At 68.5% G+C, this 19,032-nt stretch carries 11 protein-coding genes and 4 pseudogenes; 7 read left to right on the top strand and 8 right to left on the bottom strand.

Going from position 1 to position 19,032, the window contains the following annotated elements:
* The 5 genes and pseudogenes from N4G70_RS29445 to N4G70_RS29425 all read left to right on the top strand — a co-directional run.
* Positions 1-271, top strand: a pseudogene (locus N4G70_RS29445) (RNA helicase); the annotation flags it as partial.
* A gap of 630 nt (positions 272-901) precedes the next feature.
* Positions 902-991, top strand: a complete 90-nt coding sequence (kdpF, locus tag N4G70_RS29440) for a K(+)-transporting ATPase subunit F (protein ID WP_063801986.1) — start codon at positions 902-904, stop codon at positions 989-991.
* An 8-nt stretch (positions 992-999) separates the two neighbouring features.
* Entirely contained in the window at positions 1,000-2,694 is a 1,695-nt protein-coding gene (kdpA, locus tag N4G70_RS29435) for a potassium-transporting ATPase subunit KdpA (RefSeq protein ID WP_261715786.1), read from the top strand.
* Positions 2,695-2,729: 35 nt separating this feature from the next.
* Complete coding sequence (gene kdpB / locus N4G70_RS29430) at positions 2,730-4,856, top strand: potassium-transporting ATPase subunit KdpB (RefSeq protein WP_399037273.1); 2,127 nt, start codon at positions 2,730-2,732, stop codon at positions 4,854-4,856.
* 20 nt (positions 4,857-4,876) lie between these two features.
* A complete protein-coding gene (locus N4G70_RS29425) occupies positions 4,877-5,551 on the top strand; it encodes a potassium-transporting ATPase subunit C (protein WP_261715784.1) in 675 nt (224 codons plus the stop codon).
* An 82-nt stretch (positions 5,552-5,633) separates the two neighbouring features.
* Here the strand turns inward: N4G70_RS29425 and N4G70_RS29420 are convergent, their stop codons facing one another.
* The 3 genes and pseudogenes from N4G70_RS29420 to N4G70_RS29410 all read right to left on the bottom strand — a co-directional run.
* Positions 5,634-6,506: a uracil-DNA glycosylase gene (locus N4G70_RS29420; RefSeq protein ID WP_261715783.1), complete on the bottom strand. Its 873-nt coding sequence runs from the start codon at positions 6,504-6,506 to the stop codon at positions 5,634-5,636.
* A gap of 163 nt (positions 6,507-6,669) precedes the next feature.
* A pseudogene (locus N4G70_RS29415) lies at positions 6,670-6,855 on the bottom strand (CorA family divalent cation transporter); the annotation flags it as partial.
* 636 nt (positions 6,856-7,491) lie between these two features.
* Positions 7,492-7,939: pseudogene (locus N4G70_RS29410) on the bottom strand (transposase); the annotation flags it as partial.
* Positions 7,940-8,186: 247 nt separating this feature from the next.
* Between N4G70_RS29410 and N4G70_RS29405 the strand changes: the two are divergent.
* Positions 8,187-9,827 (top strand): hypothetical protein, encoded by a 1,641-nt coding sequence (locus N4G70_RS29405; protein ID WP_261715782.1) that lies wholly within the window; start codon positions 8,187-8,189, stop codon positions 9,825-9,827.
* Entirely contained in the window at positions 9,827-10,222 is a 396-nt protein-coding gene (locus tag N4G70_RS29400) for a hypothetical protein (protein WP_261715781.1), read from the top strand. The genes N4G70_RS29405 and N4G70_RS29400 overlap by 1 nt, the downstream gene beginning before the upstream one ends.
* Positions 10,223-10,494: 272 nt before the next feature.
* On the opposite strand, the gene N4G70_RS29395 is transcribed toward N4G70_RS29400, so the two are convergent.
* From N4G70_RS29395 to N4G70_RS29370, 5 genes and pseudogenes are all read right to left on the bottom strand, one after another.
* Complete coding sequence (locus N4G70_RS29395; RefSeq protein ID WP_261715780.1) at positions 10,495-14,703, bottom strand: trypsin-like peptidase domain-containing protein; 4,209 nt, start codon at positions 14,701-14,703, stop codon at positions 10,495-10,497.
* Complete coding sequence (locus N4G70_RS29390) at positions 14,687-14,998, bottom strand: trypco2 family protein (RefSeq protein ID WP_261715779.1); 312 nt, start codon at positions 14,996-14,998, stop codon at positions 14,687-14,689. Before N4G70_RS29390 ends, N4G70_RS29395 begins: the two co-directional genes overlap by 17 nt.
* Before the next feature lie 319 nt (positions 14,999-15,317).
* On the bottom strand, positions 15,318-16,853 hold the full coding sequence (locus tag N4G70_RS29380; protein WP_261715778.1) for an HNH endonuclease: 1,536 nt from the start codon (positions 16,851-16,853) through the stop codon (positions 15,318-15,320).
* Positions 16,854-17,002: 149 nt separating this feature from the next.
* Positions 17,003-17,536, bottom strand: a complete 534-nt coding sequence (locus tag N4G70_RS29375; RefSeq protein WP_261715777.1) for an NUDIX domain-containing protein — start codon at positions 17,534-17,536, stop codon at positions 17,003-17,005.
* 1 nt (position 17,537) lies between these two features.
* Positions 17,538-18,888 (bottom strand): annotated as a pseudogene (locus N4G70_RS29370) (tetratricopeptide repeat protein).
* Positions 18,889-19,032: the final 144 nt, after the last annotated feature.

Below are 19,032 nucleotides of genomic sequence, written 5' to 3'. Positions count from 1 at the left end.
GGCCGCCGGGATCACCCCGACCATCACCCAGGTCCGCTCCGGAGAGGCCGAACTGAGCCGCATCACCGGGGCCAAGGCCCCCTCCGGCATCCCGGTCGGCCCGTCCGGAGCACCCGCCGAGCGCCCCAAGCAGCGCGGCCAGGCGCCGTTCCGTGGCCGTGGCACCGCGCGCGGGCAGTCCTCCGGCCGGCCGGGGAACTCCCGCCGCGCCGGTGAGTCCCGCGAGATGGCCGAGGCCCGCAAGGCCGCCCGGGCGCGCCGCGCCGCCTGACCCACCATGGGGTGACCGGGTCCGACCGGTCACCCCGCCCCCGGCGCGTGCGTACCACCCTGCCCCCGGCGCGTGCGTACCACCCCGCCGGACCCCACGCGTCACCCACCCGCCCGGCGCCGTCCCCACGCGCGGGCCACGCACCCCGCTCCCGTCGAGCCCGCCGACCAACAACGGCGTACCTCCGGGACCGGGAGAACCCAGACCAACTCCCGTGTGCTGCCCGGGAGTTGATGGTCCCCTTCCTGGACTCGATCCCGCGCGCCCTCCTCGCCCGGGCCGCCCGGGCGCCCGCATGCGACTCGATGCCCCCGGCAGGAACCCCCTCGCGATGGGCCCCCGACAGGAGCCCCGGACGTCGCGGGCCCTCCCGGCAGGAAACCCACAGCCGCAGAGGTCACCCACCCCAGGTCCTCCAGGGCGTGCGTATGAGACCCGTAAAGGAGTCTCCGGGGGCCGTAAGAGGGGCGTCAACGGAGGCCGAAAACACCTGCTGAGGGGGTTTCCTCAGGGCGTCCGTTCTTTTTCGCGCCTCTCTGAGGAGTTCACGATGGCCGATGTGGCCTTCGTCGTCACCACGATCGCGGTCTTCGCGCTGGTGACGCTCATCGCCAAGGGGGTGGCCAAGCTGTGACTGCCGAGAACATCGTCGGTCTGATCGTGGCCGTCGCCCTGCTGGGTTACCTCGTCCTCGCCCTTGTGTACCCGGAGAGGTTCTGAGCGCCACCATGTCTCCTGTTGTTGCCGGCGCGCTCCAGTTCCTGGCTCTGGCCGTGGCACTGGGCCTGGCATACCGTCCGCTGGGCGACTACCTGGCCCGGGTCTACTCCAGCGACAAGCATCTGCGCGTCGAGAAGTGGATCTACCGGGCCATCGGCGCCAACCCCTCCACGCAGATGCGTTGGCCCGCCTATCTGCGGGGCGTGCTCGCCTTCTCCGCGGTGAGTGTCCTGTTCCTCTATCTGATGCAGCGTCTCCAGGGCTCGCTGCCCGGCTCGCTCGGCTTCGTCTCCATCCCGGCGGACCAGGCCTTCAACACGGCCGCCTCCTTCGTCGCGAACACCAACTGGCAGTCGTACGCGGGTGAGCAGACGATGGGTCACCTCGTGCAGACCGGCGGCCTCGCGGTGCAGAACTTCGTCTCCGCGGCCGTCGGCATCGCCGTCGCCGTCGCACTGGTACGGGGCTTCGCGCATCGCCGGGACGTGGGAGCGCCCCGGGGCGGAGCGGACGCCGGGGCGATCGGGAACTTCTGGTCCGACCTGGTGCGCGGCACGGTCCGCGTCCTGCTGCCCATCTCGGTGATCGGAGCGGTCGTCCTGGTCGCGTGCGGCGCCATCCAGAACTTCTCGGGGATCCACGAGGTCGGCCAGTTCCTGGGCGGCTCGCAGCAGTGGAACGGCGGCGCGGTCGCCTCCCAGGAGGCGATCAAGGAGCTCGGCACCAACGGTGGCGGCTACTTCAACGCCAACTCCGCGCACCCCTTCGAGAACCCCAACGGCTTCTCCAACCTCTTCGAGGTCTTCCTGATCCTCGTCATCCCGTTCGCGCTGACCCGTACGTTCGGCACGATGGTCGGCTCGGTGAAGCAGGGCTACGCGATCCTCGCCACCATGGTGACGATCTGGGTCTGCTTCACCGCCCTGATGATGTGGACCGAGTTCCACCACGCGGGCCCCGCGCTCAACGCCGCCGGCGGCGCCATGGAGGGCAAGGAGAACCGGTTCGGCATCGGCGGGTCCTCGATCTTCGCGGTCGCCACCACCCTCACCTCGACCGGCGCGGTGGACGCCTTCCACTCCTCGTTCACCGGCTTCGGCGGCGGCCTCACCATGCTGGGCATGCAGCTCGGCGAGATCGCCCCGGGCGGCACCGGATCAGGGCTCTACGGCATGCTGGTCATGGCGGTCATCGCGGTGTTCGTCGCGGGTCTGATGGTGGGGCGTACGCCCGAATACCTGGGCAAGAAGATAGGCACCCGCGAGATCAAGTTCGCGGCCTGCTACATCCTCGTCACCCCGGCCCTCGTCCTCACCTTCACGGCGGTCGCGATGGCGATGCCGTCCACCCTGACGTCGATGGCGAACTCGGGCGCGCACGGCTTCTCCGAGGTCCTGTACGCCTACACCTCGGGCGCCAACAACAACGGCTCCGCGTTCGCCGGACTGAACGCCAACACCCCCTGGTTCAACACCAGCATCGGGCTGGTCATGCTGCTCGGCCGGTTCGTCCCCATGGTGTTCGTCCTCGCGCTCGCGGGATCGCTCGCCGAGCAGCAGCCGATACCGGAGACGGCGGGCACCCTGCGCACCAACAAGCCTTTGTTCACCGGCCTGTTGGTGGCCACCGTGATGATCGTCGCCGGTCTGACCTACTTCCCGGCACTGGCGCTCGGCCCGCTCGCGGAAGGCCTCGCCTCATGACCACCCGTACGAAGAACCCCGAGGGGCCCGGCTCCATGTCCACCGCACCATCCACCCGCGCGCCCCACTCCGACGCACCTGACGTACCCGACACACCCGGTGGACCCGGCGGGCCGGGGTCCGGTGCCGGCCGGGTCGGGGCCGGCGTGTTCGACCCGAAGCAACTGGTCACGTCCCTCCCCGACGCGGTGCGCAAGCTCGACCCGCGCGTCATGGTCAAGTCCCCGGTCATGTTCGTCGTGGAGATCGGGTCGGTGCTCACCACCGTGCTGGCGATCAAGAACCCGGGGGACTGGTTCGGCTGGGCGATCGCCGGGTGGCTGTGGCTCACGACGCTCTTCGCCAACCTGGCGGAGGCCGTCGCCGAGGGCCGCGGCAAGGCGCAGGCGGACACCCTGCGCAAGGCCAAGACCGACACCGTCGCCCGCCGCCTGAACGGGAGTCGCGAGGAACAGGTCCCCGGCACCGAGCTCGGAATCGGCGACCTGGTCGTCTGCGAGGCGGGGGACGTCATCCCGGGTGACGGTGACGTGGTCGAGGGCGTGGCCTCCGTCGACGAGTCGGCCATCACCGGCGAGTCCGCGCCCGTCATCCGGGAGTCCGGCGGCGACCGCTCGGCCGTCACCGGCGGCACCAAGGTGCTGTCGGACCGGGTTGTCATCAAGATCACGACGAAGCCGGGGGAGACGTTCATCGACCGGATGATCAACCTGGTCGAGGGCGCGGCCCGGCAGAAGACCCCGAACGAGATCGCCCTCAACATCCTCCTGGCGTCCCTCACCATCGTCTTCCTGCTCGCGGTCGTCACCCTCCAGCCCTTCGCCCTGTACGCGAAGGCCGAACAGTCCATGATCGTGCTGACCGCGCTCCTTGTCTGCCTGATCCCGACCACCATCGGCGCCCTGCTGTCCGCCATCGGAATCGCCGGCATGGACCGCCTGGTCCAGCGCAACGTCCTGGCCATGTCCGGCAGGGCGGTCGAGGCGGCCGGCGACGTCTCGACACTGCTCCTCGACAAGACCGGCACCATCACCCTGGGCAACCGCCAGGCCGCGGAGTTCGTGCCGGTCGGCGGCGCCACCCGGGCCGAGGTCGCGGACGCCGCCCAGCTCTCCTCGCTCGCCGACGAGACACCCGAGGGCCGCTCCGTCGTGGTGCTCGCGAAGGAGGGGTACGGGCTGCGCGAGCGTCACCGCGGCGAGCTGACCGGGGCCCAGTGGGTGGCCTTCACCGCCCAGACCCGTATGTCGGGCGTGGACGTGGAGGGGCGCAAGGTCCGCAAGGGCGCGGCCGGTTCGGTCCTCGCCTGGGTGAAGGAACGGGGCGGAAGCGTCGCCCAGGACGCCCAAGCCCTCACCGACCAAATTTCCCAGGCGGGTGGCACGCCGCTGCTGGTGGCGGTGGAGGACGCGGACGGCGCGCGGGTGCTCGGCGTCATCCACCTCAAGGACGTCGTCAAGGAGGGGGTGCGGGAGCGGTTCGACGAACTGCGCCGCATGGGCATCCGAACGGTCATGATCACCGGTGACAACCCGCTGACCGCGAAGGCGATCGCCGAGGAGGCGGGGGTGGACGACTTCCTCGCGGAGGCCACCCCCGAGGACAAGATGGCGCTCATCAAGCGGGAGCAGGCCGGCGGCAAGCTGGTCGCGATGACGGGCGACGGCACGAATGACGCCCCGGCGCTCGCCCAGGCGGACGTCGGAGTGGCGATGAACACCGGCACGTCGGCGGCGAAGGAGGCCGGCAACATGGTCGACCTCGACTCCAACCCGACGAAGCTCATCGAGATCGTCGAGATCGGCAAGCAACTCCTCATCACCCGTGGGGCGTTGACCACCTTCTCGATCGCCAACGACGTGGCCAAGTACTTCGCGATCATCCCCGCGATGTTCGCGGTGGTGTACCCGGGCCTGGACAAGCTCAACATCATGGGCCTGCACAGCCCCGAGACGGCGATCCTCTCGGCGGTCGTCTTCAACGCGCTGGTGATCATCGCCCTGGTGCCGCTGGCCCTCAAGGGCGTCCGCTACCGGCCGACCAGCGCCGACCGCCTGCTCCGCCGCAACCTCGGGATCTACGGACTCGGCGGCCTGATCACCCCCTTCATCGGCATCAAGGCCATCGACCTGCTCATCTCCCTGATTCCCGGCCTGCGTTGAGCGGAAAGGTGCAGCTCCTCATGAACAACTCGGTAGCGAACACAGCACGGGTGCTCGGCGCCGGCCTGCGCGCCCTGCTGGTCCTGACCCTCGTATGCGGCGTGATCTACCCCCTACTGGTCACGGGCGTCGCCCAACTGGCCTTCCCCGACAAGGCCAATGGCTCCGCGATCAAGTCCGGGGGAAAGGTGGTGGGTTCGGCCCTGATCGGCCAGACGTACAACCTCCCGAAGAAGAACCCGGCCGACCCCGACGAGCCCCCGCTGCCGGACCTGAGGTGGTTCCAGCCGCGCCCCTCGCACGGCCTCGGCACCAACACCCTCAACACGGGGTACCAGCTCCTGGTGTCGGGCGCGACCAACCTCTCCGCCGACAACGAGAAGCTGATCGCCCAGGTCGAACAGGCCAAGGAGGCGGTGGTCCGGGACAACTCGACCCCCGGCTACCCGGTGCCCCCGTCCGACGTCCCCGCCGACGCGGTCACCTCCTCCGGCTCGGGCCTGGACCCCGAGATCTCCCCGGCGTACGCGAAACTCCAGATCCGCCGCGTAGCCGAGAAGAACCACCTGGACGTGACCGAGGTGGAAGCCCTGGTCACCCAGCACACCCACCCCCGAACCCTGGGCTTCCTGGGCGAGCCGGGGGTCAACGTCCTTGAGTTGAATGTGGCGTTGGGGGCGCTCGCGCGGGGGTGAGCGCCGTGCGGGGGCGGAGGGGAGGGGCCGTGTCGGCTCGCGAGGGCCGTGCGGCGGCGGGCTCGCGAGGGTGAGGGCGGGGTCAGTGCCGGTCCGTGCCGAAGCGCGGTGCGGGTGAGGGGTGGGCGTCCAAGCCCGCCAGGTCAGCGGCCTGATGGAGCAGGTCCACGAGCATCGGAGAGGTGAGGCGGCCGGTGAAGGTGTTGCGCTGGCTGGGGTGGTAGCAGCCGATCACATGGAGCTCGTCGGCCGCGGCCCGGCCGGGGCCCTCACCCCGGCCGCCTCCTCCAGCCGGACGCGCCGCGTCGGGCTCGGCGCGGCGCAGCGTCACCACGGTCTTGTGGCCGAACCGGGGCCGGGGGCGCGGCAGTTGCCAGCCCGCGTCGGCGAGGACCGGTAGGAGCGTCTGCCAGCCGAAGGCCCCCAGGACGACGATGGCCCGAGGGTTCAGCAGTCCGATCTCGGCCGCCAGCCACGGCCGGCACGTGTCCCGCTCGGCGGGGGTCGGCTTGTTCTCGGGGGGAGCACAGTGCACGGGGGAGGTCACCCTGACCCCGTACAGCTCCAAGCCGTCGTCGGCGGTGGTGGCCGTGGGCTGAGAGGCGAGGCCCACCGCGTGCAGGGCCGCGAAAAGGAAGTCCCCCGAGGCGTCACCGGTGAACATGCGGCCCGTCCGGTTGCCGCCGTGCGCGGCCGGAGCGAGCCCGACCACGACCAGCGGCGCGTCATGCGGACCGAATCCCGGGACCGGCCGGCCCCAGTACTCCCAGTCCCGGAAGGCGGCCCGCTTCGTCGCGGCGACCTCCTCGCGCCAGGCCACCAGCCGAGGACAGGCCCGGCACCCGGTGAGCCGCCCGTCCAACTCACCGAGCCCGCCGCAGCGCTCCGCATGGAACACGGGGAAGCCCCGGTCCTCGGCCGAGGGTTGCCCGTCCTGGGTGCCGACGTCGTCCATGTCTCCACGCTACCCGCGCGTTCGCGGGGGCAACGGTGACGGGGTGGCGGGCCCGCGCGTCCCCAGCGCCCGTCGGAGCCGGATGGCGCGGGAGTCGGGAGCGGACCCGTGGGCGTTCGCCTCTGCGGAGCCAACCGAACTCGTGACGCCGTGCCCTTCCCTTCTACAACCAGTCCCGCCGCTTGAACACGAAGTACAGGCTGACGCACACCACCGCCATCAGCAGAATCGCGAACGGATAGCCGAGCGCCCACCCCAGTTCCGGCATTCGCTCGAAGTTCATGCCGTAGATCGTCCCGACCAAGGTCGGCGCGAACAGGATGGCCGCCCATGACGAGATCTTCTTGAAGACGTCGCCCTCGTGGTGCTGACCTGCGGAAATCTCGATCTGGGACGTGTTGACCTGCGGAGATGAGGATTTCCGGTGCTTTCACCGTGACGTCGATTTGCAGGGTCGATTCTCCCCAGGCGCTCCCCAGGGCGGCTTCATTCTCCCCAGATTCTCCCTAGCTGCCGCTGCTGGGGAGGATGGGGCGCCGCTGGCCAGGAGTCCGGTTCAGGTGTCGGAACGGGCTACGCAACGTATTGGAAGCGAGTCGGAGCAGCGATGGCGTTCGGTTTTGTGGACGAAGGCTGCAGGAACGAATCGGATTCTCTTCCTCGGCCCTGATATCACCATCCTCTGCCCGGGAAGCGGGCTGGTCCAGCTGTTGTCTGTGCCACCGTTGCACCTGTCGATGACCGACGGCGCGAAGGGGGATGGCGTGCGACTGTCACTGGCAGTGCTGATACGTCCCGGCTTTGTCAGGGCCGCTTGCCACCCTCCCCGGCACCTCCCGGGTCGGGCTGTCATCAGCTTCAACCGCCCTGCTGCGACAGGACGGCGGTGGCGTCCTTTCACCGCCACTCGAACAACTCGCGCTTCACGGCGCACCTATGTCCTTCGTCAAGGACGTGGTGCCGAATGTGAGGCTGTTTCGGGTGGTCATGTGGTGAGGGTGATGACGGGGGTTCTGGACTCGTAGAAGGTGCCGTCGCGGAGCATCGCGAACAGGACGTCGGCCCGGCGTCTGGCCGGGCAGAGGAGGGCTTGGGTGTGGTGCTTGCCCTGCTTGATCTTCTTGTCGTAGTAGGCCCTGGAGGCTGGGTCGGACAGCGCGGCGAACGCGGACAGGAAGAACGCTCGTTTCAGCTGCTTGTTGCCGCGCCGCGAGGGCTGTTCCCCGCGGATCGAGGAGCCAGACCTCCTGGTCGCCGGAGCGAGGCCGGGTCTTGACCCCGATGCCGGGCATCGAGATCAGGATCTTCGAAAGAGGGTGCTTGTCGAGCAGTTCCTCGATCCAGGTGGCCAGCAGTTTGCGTTGGTCGAGCACGGCCCGCAGCGAGCCGGCGAGGCTGGGGACGATCAGCGCGGCCGCGTCGGTGCGCGGAATTCGGTCAATCCCTAGGTCGTGAGCTGAGGTTGAGTGGATTGTCGTGTTTGCGATCTGGTGGATTTCGAAGTTCACCGTGAAGATGCCCGCCGTATCGGCGAACGGGGGCGGCATGGCGTTGGGGTGGGGACTGCGGGCTCAGGGCCGGGCCGGAAGCGGGGTGGTCGATGGGCCGGCGATGCCTAGTCAGGTTGACCCCACGACCTCCGGTGACCGTACCGGCGAGGTGGATCCAACCTCTTCTGAGGTGACGAGGCTTCTGTGTCAAACCGTCTATGCGCGTCCTGACCGAGTCGGGGAGGTCAAGGCGTGGTGGCGCAAGTTCCGGGGCAAGGGCAAGAAGCCGAACAAGCCTCGACGCAGCACTCGCAGACGCATCTACCTGGAGGGCAGTGACGACTGTCCGCCGCTGGGCGAGCCTGTGGCGCAGTGGGTGGTGGACCATGTGCTGCATGGGCCGCCGCTGCCTGTGCCGTCGTACGGATTCGACCTCGTACCCGTGATGGCGCACAGCCTGCGTGCCCGGCGACGTCGGTGGGCTCGGCGCTCGGCTGTTCTGTTTCTGGCTACCCTCGTGATGTACATGGCATCGCGGGCGGCCATTGTCTGGGTAGTGGTCGCCCTGGTGGCCCTCTTGATGCGGTGGGCCGCGTACCGGGCGATGCGCAAGGGAAGAAAGTCGCGGCTGGCCAGTTCGCCCCGGGTGGCGTATTTCGTGCTGTGCATCCCGTGGGTGCTCGCGGTTGTTCCGTACGAGCCGGTCGGTGGCGAGGTCGTCGCTCTGCGGATCGGGCTTCTCGTATTGCCGTTCGCGCTGCTGGTCGGAGCCGCGATGGTGTGTGTTGGTGACAGGCTTGCGGCGCGGGTGGCGCTGGCCCGGCTTGTCAGGGATGGTGTGTCGTCCGATCGGCTGCCATGGTCCGCCCCGAAGGGCGCTCGCCGGATGGCGCGGATAGGCGACGAACAGGCGAGGCGGGAGCTGCCGTACAACGAGCCCGAGTACTTCGTGGGAGCCGGCCGCGACGTGTGGGGGTCCGCCGACATCGACATCCCTTTGAAGCCGAAGGACCCGGAGGAGTCGGTCAAGTTGTTCGGAGAGGCAGAGCTGTTGCGGCGGATGGGCGGGGCGCTGCGGGAGCTGGGGCGCGGAGCCCGGGAGATCACTGATCCGCTGCCTGGCTTCTCCGTCACGGAGGTGAAGGGTCTACCGTCGGCGCTGTGGCTGCGGCGAACTCGCGCGGAGAAGCTGGAGCTGCCGGACCTGCGAGGCCGGGGGCGCCGGTCACCATCCAGCGTGCCGGACCGGTTGTATCTGCGGGCCCAGTGTGTCAGCTGGGACGGCCAGGTTGTGGTCAGTGTGTTCGTGCACGCCGCGCTGGAGGCGGGCGAACTGCGGCTGACCGTGCGTCCACACGTGATGACGCCCCTGTACAACGACCTGCGGGTGACCGCTGCGCCCGTCGCCAAGCGTGGGACACGGCTGCTCGGCTGGGCGGTCACGCAGTCGCTCTTGGACTCTGCTGCTGGCCCCCTCGCGCTGTGGCGCTTCGTGGCACGGCTTGGGCTCGGCGAGCAGACCGAGGACGGCCGCGCTGAGGAAAAGGATCCGGTCAGCATGCGCGATCGATACTCCAGTGAAGAAGTCACCGACATGCACCAGAGCGACGACGCGAAAAGGCACGTCGTGTTGATGCAGACCTGCATCTTTCGGACCGTCGCCGAGTATCTCGACGATCTGGGCGTAGACACCGCCCCGTACGAGCGTCAGGTGGCCGCGGTCATCACCAACATCCAGGTGTATGGCGACAACAACGCACCCATTCAGAACGTCGCGGGCAGCGACATCCGCGGGGTCGGCCAGAGCAACGGCAATCAGGGAGGCAAGTGATGATGGTGGGACGGCGGCGCCCCGAACCGGAGCGGGGACACGGCTCGGGTATCAGCATCGGTGGCAACAACAACGCCCCGAATCAGAACGTCGTGGGGCAGAACATCTCGCACGTATATCAGTCCGCGTCTGCCCAGGTCGCAGTCGACGTCGAGGCGGTACGGGACCTCCTCACCTCATTCCGTGCCGACGTAGAGCGCAACGAGGCGGGTCTGGCCAACGCGGCGGTCCTGCGTGCCATGGTGGACACCGTCGACACCTCGCTGGCCGCGCCCGATGCACAGGCTGGCGTACTTCGAGGGATCGCCCAGGCACTTCCCGCCTTGGTGGCGGGAACCGTGGTTCAGCACGGCGGTGATGCCCTCGCCAACGCCATTGCCGGATGGCTGAGTTGAAAAGCGATCGCTGCGCAGGCGGGCCACGACGGAACGGATCGACGCGTTCTAGGCCGCGGTGCCGGTCTCCCACCGCGGATCGTGGCTTATCCTCCGCGTACATCCCGGGCGCCGAGTGCCTAATGGTGCGGGTGAGTTCCTCCGTACTCAGGCGGGCCGACTACGCCGCAATGGAGTGGTCGCGGAGGCGATCTGGGAGCCGGCGAACTCCGCCGTCTGACGGGGGAATGAGGCCGGTCGTGAAAGTTCCGGCCGCGTCTTTCGGCTTCCCGTCAGCCGCCGAGCCTCAGGTGGGTGAAGAGGACGTCCCGCGCCCGGAGGACCGCTTCGGGATCGATGGCTGCGAGCACGGGGATGGCATGGTGCCAGCCGTCCCGGGTCAAGGCATCGGCAAGAAGCTCTCTGGCGCGGGGAAGATCGGAACCACCTGGGGGCGGGAAGAGGAACGCGGCGAGGCGAAGCACGGGGCGCTGATAGGTGAGGGGATCCCTTAACGGGGAAGGGACCAGGGTCTCGGCCGAGATGCCGGCGGCATGGGCGGCGAGATGTCCGAGCACCTCAGCGCGCTCCTCTTCTCTTGTCCTGCCCAGTGCGATGGCGAGAGCGGCCGCGGGGTCACCGAGCGCGGCGCAGGCGAGGGCGAGCGCGGTTGCCGACGGTGCGTATGCCACCCCCGCCGGCTCCAGCGCCAGCCGGTCAAGATCTCGCCGGGCGGCAGCAGGATCCAGCGTGGCGGACAGCAGACAGCGCAGCACTGCGGTGCCGTACTGCCGGTTTTTGGCCACCTCCTCGCACAAGCGTTCTGTGAGAGCGCGGCTGCGCGTCTCGTCGTATGGCTTCGTGACAGCGAGGAGGTGCGCAGCTTGCACGCTCCCCTTCCCTGTGGTGAGAAAGGCATCAACGAGGCTCTGCGCCGCCTCTGGGTCGTAGGACCAGAATCCTTCAGCGGCCAGAGCACGAGCCAGGTCGACATACCCCTGACCGATGAAAGTCGCTGCCTCTCCGGCGAGTTGACTGATCGCTTGTGTGGCATGTCGTGCCGCTCCTGCCCTAGCCAGGGCCTGAATGATCGTCGTCGATATGTTGGCTCGTGCGAATGGGGGGCTGTCCGAGGAACGCATCACCTCTACCGCGCGTTGGGCGTATCGCAGCACCCGGTCGGGGTCCTTGTCCGAAAGGGCGACGGACACGGCCGCGTATCCCCAGGCGCAGATGTCGGACGTATCGATCACGTCCAAGAGCTGCTGGGCTTCTTCGATACGGCCTGCGCGGGCGAGCGCTGCCGCGAATGCGGCTATTCGTGTGTGCACAGCGCGGTGAGGGTCTCTGTCGCGCACAGCGCGGTGGGATGCTCCGTCCCCCGTCGTCCGTACCCGCTCGGCCTTCGATACGAGACGCAACGACCGATCCTGGTCGGAGTCGGCAAAGTGCAACGCGAGGGCAGCGTACGCTTCGGCAACAGTCCACGGCCGCGTCTCTGCCGAGACGGGCAGCAGTGGCTCCAGACGATCGGCGGCACCGGCTTCGGCCAGCAGACCGACGACACGGGCGACTGAGTGGTCCTCCACACCGAAGGGAAGGACGACCTCTCGGAAGGCGCCGAGGGCGGCCCATGCCTCGTCGGCCCGGCCTTCCCGGGCGTACCCCTCCGCGATCAGCGGCCATACGTCCACCCACCGCTCCGGTTCGGCCGGGTGCGCGATCTCCTCCAGCGCGACGGCCAGCATCCGGGCATCGTCCACCCGCCCCGTCGCGACGAGCGCGTGTGCCGCGCCGTATTCCTCCCTCCAGTCGGTCAACTTCTGTGGTGCGCACAGCAGTTCGTCCGCATGAATCAGGGCGGGTCGGGCGGCGTTCGCCGCCTCGCACGGCCGCACGTGCCGTAGTACGTCCGCGACGGCCCCGGATACGTCGACTTGATCACCGGTGCGACTCCGGGCGAGTTTCACCACGCGGTCGTAGAGCCTCGCGGCATGGGCCGGCTCGCCGGCTCGCTGCCATCCGTCGGCGACGGCCGCCAGAGCGCGGGCACGGTCCGGCAGTGCCGTGATACTTCCCGCATGGACCTCGGCCATTCGCAGCAGACCGGAAGCGGATGAGCTGTCCCGAAGCACTACGGCCGTCTCGACGTATGCCCTGATGGTCGTCGTCACCGCCCAGTCGGAGTCCGGCGCCGGCAGTGCGTGGAGTCTGTGCAGGCTCTCCGTTTCCTTCCCCACCAGGGCCAGTACCGTGGCCATCTGGCCCAGCGCCTTCAAGAGGTAGGGGCCAGCACCCCACGGTTCCTCCGCTTGGGCCAGCCCCACGGCCTCCTCCGCCAGCCCGACAGCCCGAGGATCTGAGGCTTCTGCGAGTACGTTTGCCACAAGGCTGAGCGCCCAGGCCCGGTCCATCGGCCGGAGAACGCTCCGCGCGAGACCGATCGCCTGCCGTGTACGGCCGAGACGCGCGTACACCTCGGGAACAGTCGGATGCAGTGACGCGTTGCGACGGGCCACCAGATCCTCTGCGACCGCGAGCGCTGCCAGCGTCCCGAGGTCGCCGGGTTCGCCTCTGCGGACGTTGTCCCGGGCCGCCACGATCTCGGCCAGGCAGGCCGCATCACTACCGGTCACCGCGTGCAGACGGTCACTCCGCCGCATGTCCGTGGCGAGCGCGGTTGCACGACGGATGTCCTGGAGGTGGATGAGGAGGCGCCCGTAGGGCTGCAGAAGGTACATCGGGGTGTTCTCCGGCCAGCCTCGGTGCTGGTAGCTCTCGGCCCAGATGTCCAGACGCTCCCGGTACATGTCCGCGTCGGGACCGAGTTCGTCCTGTGCCGCGGTCAGGAGGGTTTCGTGGGCGAAGAGATACCCGCGGCTGGACGCGTACAACGTCACCTCATCGCCGTGTCCGCCATAGCCATAGCCGTCGATGTCCGCACTGCTGCCTCCGCCTCCGCCCACGCCACCCCGCAGCCGCAGAATGCGCCCGAACGCGCTGCCCAGCCGCCGACGCAGCTCGTAAGCCGGTTCCTTGGTGAGTTCACGCAGGTCGTCGATGGTCAGGGCGCCGCGTGCGGCGGTGAGTAGGCCGACCAAGTCGCGTTGCAGACGATCGCCGGAGAGAGCCTGTTGAAGGTCGTACTTCGCCTCGTACTCGGTGTGCTGGGCGGCGGGCGCAGCGGACAGCTTCTCCACCCTGCAGTGGCGCAGCGGATGTGCGCCGCCGACGTCACCCGGAATGCCGGGGCTGGTCCGACTGGTCACCAGGATGCGGACGTTCGGTGGCGGCCGCTCCGGCAACAGCGAGGCGATGCTTGTGCCGCTGGTCTTCAGGGACTGGTCCTCGTCGAGGCCGTCCACGACGAGCACCAACGTGCCTCCCCGCTCGGCGACACGCTCGGCAGCCTCACGCAGGAGCAACCGGCGCTCTCCGTCACGGGCCATGGCGGAGGCGTTGCGGAGCGGTTCCCGGCCCGCGATCGTGGCGAGTTGGTCGATGACCGCTTCCGTGTACGCCTTGCTGTCCGACTGGCTCGCGTAGCGGGCGGTGATGAAGAACCAGACCGGTACGACACCCGCGGGCGGGTGCCGGGCGAACCAAGCCGCGAGCGCGGTCTTGCCGGCCCACGGCGGAGCCTGGAGCCACAGATAGCGGTGGGGGCCGGCGCAGAAGGAGACCAGGGCGTCCAGCTCGGTCCTTCTGTCCTCCAACTGCTGGGGTGCGATATCAGCAAGCTGGGCTCGGTAGATCTCTTGTACCAGGTCGGCGGCGTCGACTGGCGCGGCGGCGGGCAGCGCCGAGTAGCGCAGTTCACGGCCGAGTAGTTCTTCCAGCACAGCCTGTTCCGCTGCATCCAAGCCATCGGCCCAGTGGTCCACCCGGCTTGCGGCGAGGCGCCCAGGGCCGTCGCCGCGGTGATGGCGGGCGACGACGCCGACGAGCCGGCCGTTACTGAAGACAGGTGCCCCGGACATGCCCTCCCACGGGCTGCGCTCGGGATCAGGGTCGTCAGGGGGCGGCGACGCGATCGTGAGGTCGAGCGTTCCCTCGCGCCGGTTAGAGAGGGCCGCGCAGGTGGCCCGTACGTGCTCGACGTCCCGGAAGCGCGAACCGGCGCCGTCGGTGCGGAGCTTGAAGCGGGGGAAACCGAGGGTGGTGCAGGTCAGCACCGCGTCCAGCTGATCGACCCGGCCGAAGGGGACGGGCGGGACAGCTGCGCCGGTAGCGACAGGTTCTCCGGCTTCCACGGCGAGGACCGCGATGTCGATGCCCTGATGTCGCCAGGACACCGCCGCCTCGGTGCTCCATTCCTCCGGCTGGTCGGCCTGGAACCGCGCCCTGATCTCCGCGCCGCCATCGACCACGTGCGCGGCGGTCAGAATCAGCCCCGGTGAGACGAGATACCCGGTCCCGCGCCGCCCTCCGCCGTACGGCAGACTGACGATGATCTCAGCGACTCGCTCCGGCCTAAGCCCTTGTTCAGCGCTCGCCCTCAACCTCGCCGCCCGCGATCAGAACAGACTGGGCCGGGCTGCCGTCGGCCGGTACGGACTTCGGAGTCAGGGTGACCTTGATCCGTTGTGTCTGCGCCTGGCTGTACTTGCCGTTCGCTCCCGCATCGACGACCCACAGCTTCACCTTGGCCTCCGCGCCCGCCTCACGCGTGACCGCGACGGTCGCCTCGACCTCCACGGGACCCAGCTCGAACCGCACCGGCTGTCCGTCCCCGTCGGCCATGGCCGACGCGAGCTGTCCCCTCAACTCGCTGATCATCTCGGACAGTTCGATCACCGCGCCCCCCCGTGCACCGACTACCCCGATGCTACCGGCTGTCCGGTCCCCGACTGCTGCCATGAGCAGGACTACACGGCAACCAGCCGCGCCCTGCCGCCACACAGTTTGGTCATGTCGTCGACGTCCGAGGTGAGTATCGCCACCGGTCTGCGTTCGCGCAGTGATCGATTTTTATCCCGAATTCGCAGGTCGGGGCCGCTGGTGTGGGTGGAGATTTTCGCGCTCGCGCTGTTCTCGGACGTGATCGTTAAAAGGGTTATGTCTCTGCAACCAATGGATTAAGAGTCCTGGAGGGGGCCGTCCGCTCACGCATCGCTCACGTAGGCGGCTCCTTCCAGCGGGCCCTGTGCTGCTGCACGTACGTGAGTTTGATGAGGTGATCCGGGTGAATCTTCAGAGGGCCGAGACTGTGTCCAGTGAGGGCGTCGACGACGTGAAGGTCGTCTGTGAGGTACCGAGCACCTCTGTCGAACTGGATGTGGCAGTTCGGGCACAGGCAGAGAACGTTCTCGATCCGGTCGGGTCCGTCGTGCGGAGCGCCGAGGGCCTGGATGTGGGCGGCCTCGCTGTACAAGTACGGCGGCGCAGGCAGTTCGATTCGGGTGCTGCACATCTGGCAGATGTTGTCGTACCACTTCTTGACGCGGCGGGTGACACGAGTGTCCCGGTCCTGGCTCTGTACGACGGCGGTTCTGCGTTGGACCGGCATGTCCGGGACATCGGCCTCCGGCTCTCCGGCCGGTTCGGTGTCCGCCTCCTGGTCGGACCGCCCGGACGGCTCGGACCACACTGTTCGGATGGGTGCCCTGTCTGCGTCTTCGGCGGCCTGCAGCGCTGCGTCCACCTTGGCAAACGGCTCCATGAGTCGGCTGGTGTCCGCCGCGTCGAGTTCCCAGCTGTCCAGGATGGAGCGTCGGGTCAGGGTCCAAGCCGCCTCGATCATGTCGTGGTGGATGACCGCAGATTCTTCCGCGGCGGCGAGTGCTGCCGCGATACGAAGCGTGTGTTCACCCACACGAAGCGAGAAGGCGTCCTGCTGGGGGGCGGGCACCCCTTCCAGTTCCCACTGCAAGGACCTGACCGCACCCCACTTCTCTGCCGCGCCGCCGCTCAACTCCACCAGGCGCGGGCTGTCGACGACCCAGGCGTATGCATCGGTCAGCGCTACGGGCGGATCTTCCGGCACGCCCAACGGAAACGGATCAGTCCTTCGGACCTTGAAGGGAAGGAAGCGCGAGTAGAAGGCGTCGCAGCCGGGCGTCTGCGGCCGCTGATTCCAGGCGGTCTTCGAGACACCCCACAGGACACCCACCATGGGCGGTATGCGATCGAGTTCCTCCTGGCCAGGGCGCCGCTTTTGCTTCAGCGGCCTCCCGCCCAGGAAGTTGCTGCCGTCCCACGCCACGCGGAGCGCGTAGTCGAGATCGTCCTGAAGTCGGCACTTACCGCCTCTCGTCCAGTGGAACGGTGATCCGTTCAGCCACGTGCTCGGCAGCACTGAACCCGCGGTGGCGGTCCGGCGTGCAGCATCCACGGCCTGGAAGAGCTGCGTCACACGATCGACGCCGTATCCCCCTTCGATGAAGGCGAATCTGTCGTTGATCCGCAGAGCTTCCACCACGGTTCGCTCAAGCGGGGCCCCGGGGGTCGTGCTGTCGCCGACAAACGCCGTCCAGACGAGCGGCGGTCGTAGCCCCGGCAGATACGACTGGATCTCCAGGCGGGGCGCGATGGCTGTCGACCACAGTGCGATGGCCGCGGCGTAGACCTCTTCCGCTCCCAGTACGTCCGACGGGCTCAGCTCACGGGCGAGCTTCCCGATAGGGCCGTACAGGGTGACTCCATCGGTCATCGCCCTCTTCTCCTCACGTCGCTGGCTTCGTATCCGCCTCCGGCAATAATGCCGTGCTTCAGGGCCCTGAAACCGGCCGACCGAGGTACCCCCTACGCGACCAGCGGGCGTTGGACCGAGATGTCGGGGCCGGGATGGACTTCCCCTACTCAGCGCCACCCGTCGAGGGACACATGTGGCCCATCGGTCAGGTAGCGGTGAAGAGCGCTGCCGGTGGTGTTGACGAAGTCTTCGGGGATGGCGTCGAAATCGACCCAACTGACTCGGGCGTGCTTGCGGGGTTCGCGGTTCTCGGGCTCGCCGGTCCATTCGTGGGCGGCGAAGACGACCGTGAGGAAACCGTTGGGCGCTTCGACGCCCCACGCGCCGTGGATGATGTGGGCCACCTTCAGGCACTCCGGCTTCACGGTCAGGCCCGTCTCCTCGTACAGCTCGCGGACCGCAGTCTCGGTGATGGGCTCACCGGGCTCGCTCTTGCCGACCGGCAGGTCCCACATGCCCTTTGCGAACTTGGCGTCCTGGCTGCGCTGGAGGAGGACGACCCTATCGGTGGCCTTGTCGTGGACGATGACGGCAGCGACCAGCAAGGTCATGGATTCGAAGGCGGGCTTGAGGGCTTTCGGTTGGTCGTCGGTAGTCGGTTGCGCCACGATGGTCCTTTCGTCGGCCGGGGTGTTGGGCATGTTAGGCGAGTGCCTCGCGTGCGCGGCGGGCGAGTTCGGCGGAGCCAAGAACTCCCCGGCGCTGGTAGACCGCAAGCGTCGAGCGCAGTGACGTGATCGCCTTGCGGGTGCGGTCGGAGGTCATGCCCTCCATCAAAGCCAGGGCCTGGGTCCAAGCGGCCACCGCCTCGTCCGCGCGGGCCTGGGCAGCGAGGCTGTCCCCGAGGTCGGCGTATGTCAGGGCATGGACTCGCTTGTACTTCACGGGGTCCCAGCGAATCAGGGCGTCGCGGTGCTGTTGCTCGGTGCCGACGTGGTCGGCGAGATCAGTCAGAGTGCGAGCGGTGTGGCTGGCCACGGTGCCTGCGACCGCTGACGCGGGAGTAGCTGGGCTGTGGACCGTCGTCGCGCAGCAGGGCGTCTTCGGCGGCGAGCAGGGCACGGGCCGCAGACGGCTTCTCGCTGGTGGCGGCGTAGGCGCGGGCGTGGGTGATGTGGAGCAAGGCTTCGGTCTGGCCGTCGATGTGGCCGACGCCTTGGGTGAGGGCGGCTTCGGCGAGGTCGATGCAGTGGTGGGGCTGTTTGAGGCTGAGGGCCTGGTGGGCGAGTGTGCGCATCATCCAGGCGGCGTGGCCATAGGGGTCGGCTTCGTAGGCGAGCTGGTAGCCGACCTGGTAGTAGCGCTGGGCCGCGCCTTCCTGACCGAGGTCGTGGTGCTTCCAGCCCGCGAGGTAGGCGAGTTCTGCGACGGCGCCGAAGGCCGCCCTGCGTAAGGCTTCCGCGGCGAAGCGGCCCCGGAGCATGGGGGCGGCCGTGTCGGTGAGATAAGCGGTGACGGTAGTCAGCCCGTGGCCTCCGCCCAGACGCTCGTCCGCCGCGCTGAAGGCCGTCGTGATCTGCCGTACGACATCGACTTCCTCCGTTCCGACCAGGGTGTTGCCGGTGCGGGCGCGCAGGAGCCGCGAGGCGGCCTCATGATCGTGGGCCAATGGCATGGCGACGCCGGCGGTGGTGAAGGCGGCCACCGCCAAGGAGCGATGACGTTCGACGTCGGCACGGCCGAGGTTGGTGATGGCGACGACGGCGTCCGGCTCGTCCGGCACATCGGCCTCTGGTGCCCGGAGACCGACCTCGCTCTGAGTGATGGTGCGCCCGGTCCGGCGGGACAGCGCCTCGGCGAGGTCCTGGCCGGTCTGCCCGGCGGGCTGGCGAGTGCCGTTCACCCAGTGGGAAATCGCCGACTTGTTGGTCTGAATGATCTCGCCGTTCTCTGCGGCGACGCGCCGGACGTCCTTCGCGAGCGCCTCGTACGTGCAGCCGATCGCGTCGATGGTCTCGTGCAGGCGGGAGTTGGGTGCTCTCTGCGTTGCCACGACCGCCTCCGCTCCGGAGCTGTAAACCGCGTATACCGCTTGGCCTCGCTCTCACCGTACCCACTGTGCGTGATGGCGGGTTCACTAATCATCAGCCGCCCGGCACGGCCCGACTCCGTGATCCAGGCTCCCCTCTTGGTCCGG

It is taken from the genome of Streptomyces sp. ASQP_92 (genome assembly GCF_025399895.1).
GTDB lineage: Bacteria > Actinomycetota > Actinomycetes > Streptomycetales > Streptomycetaceae > Streptomyces.
Note: the sequence above shows the minus strand (reverse complement) of the source record. Positions and strands in the feature narration are given on the sequence as shown.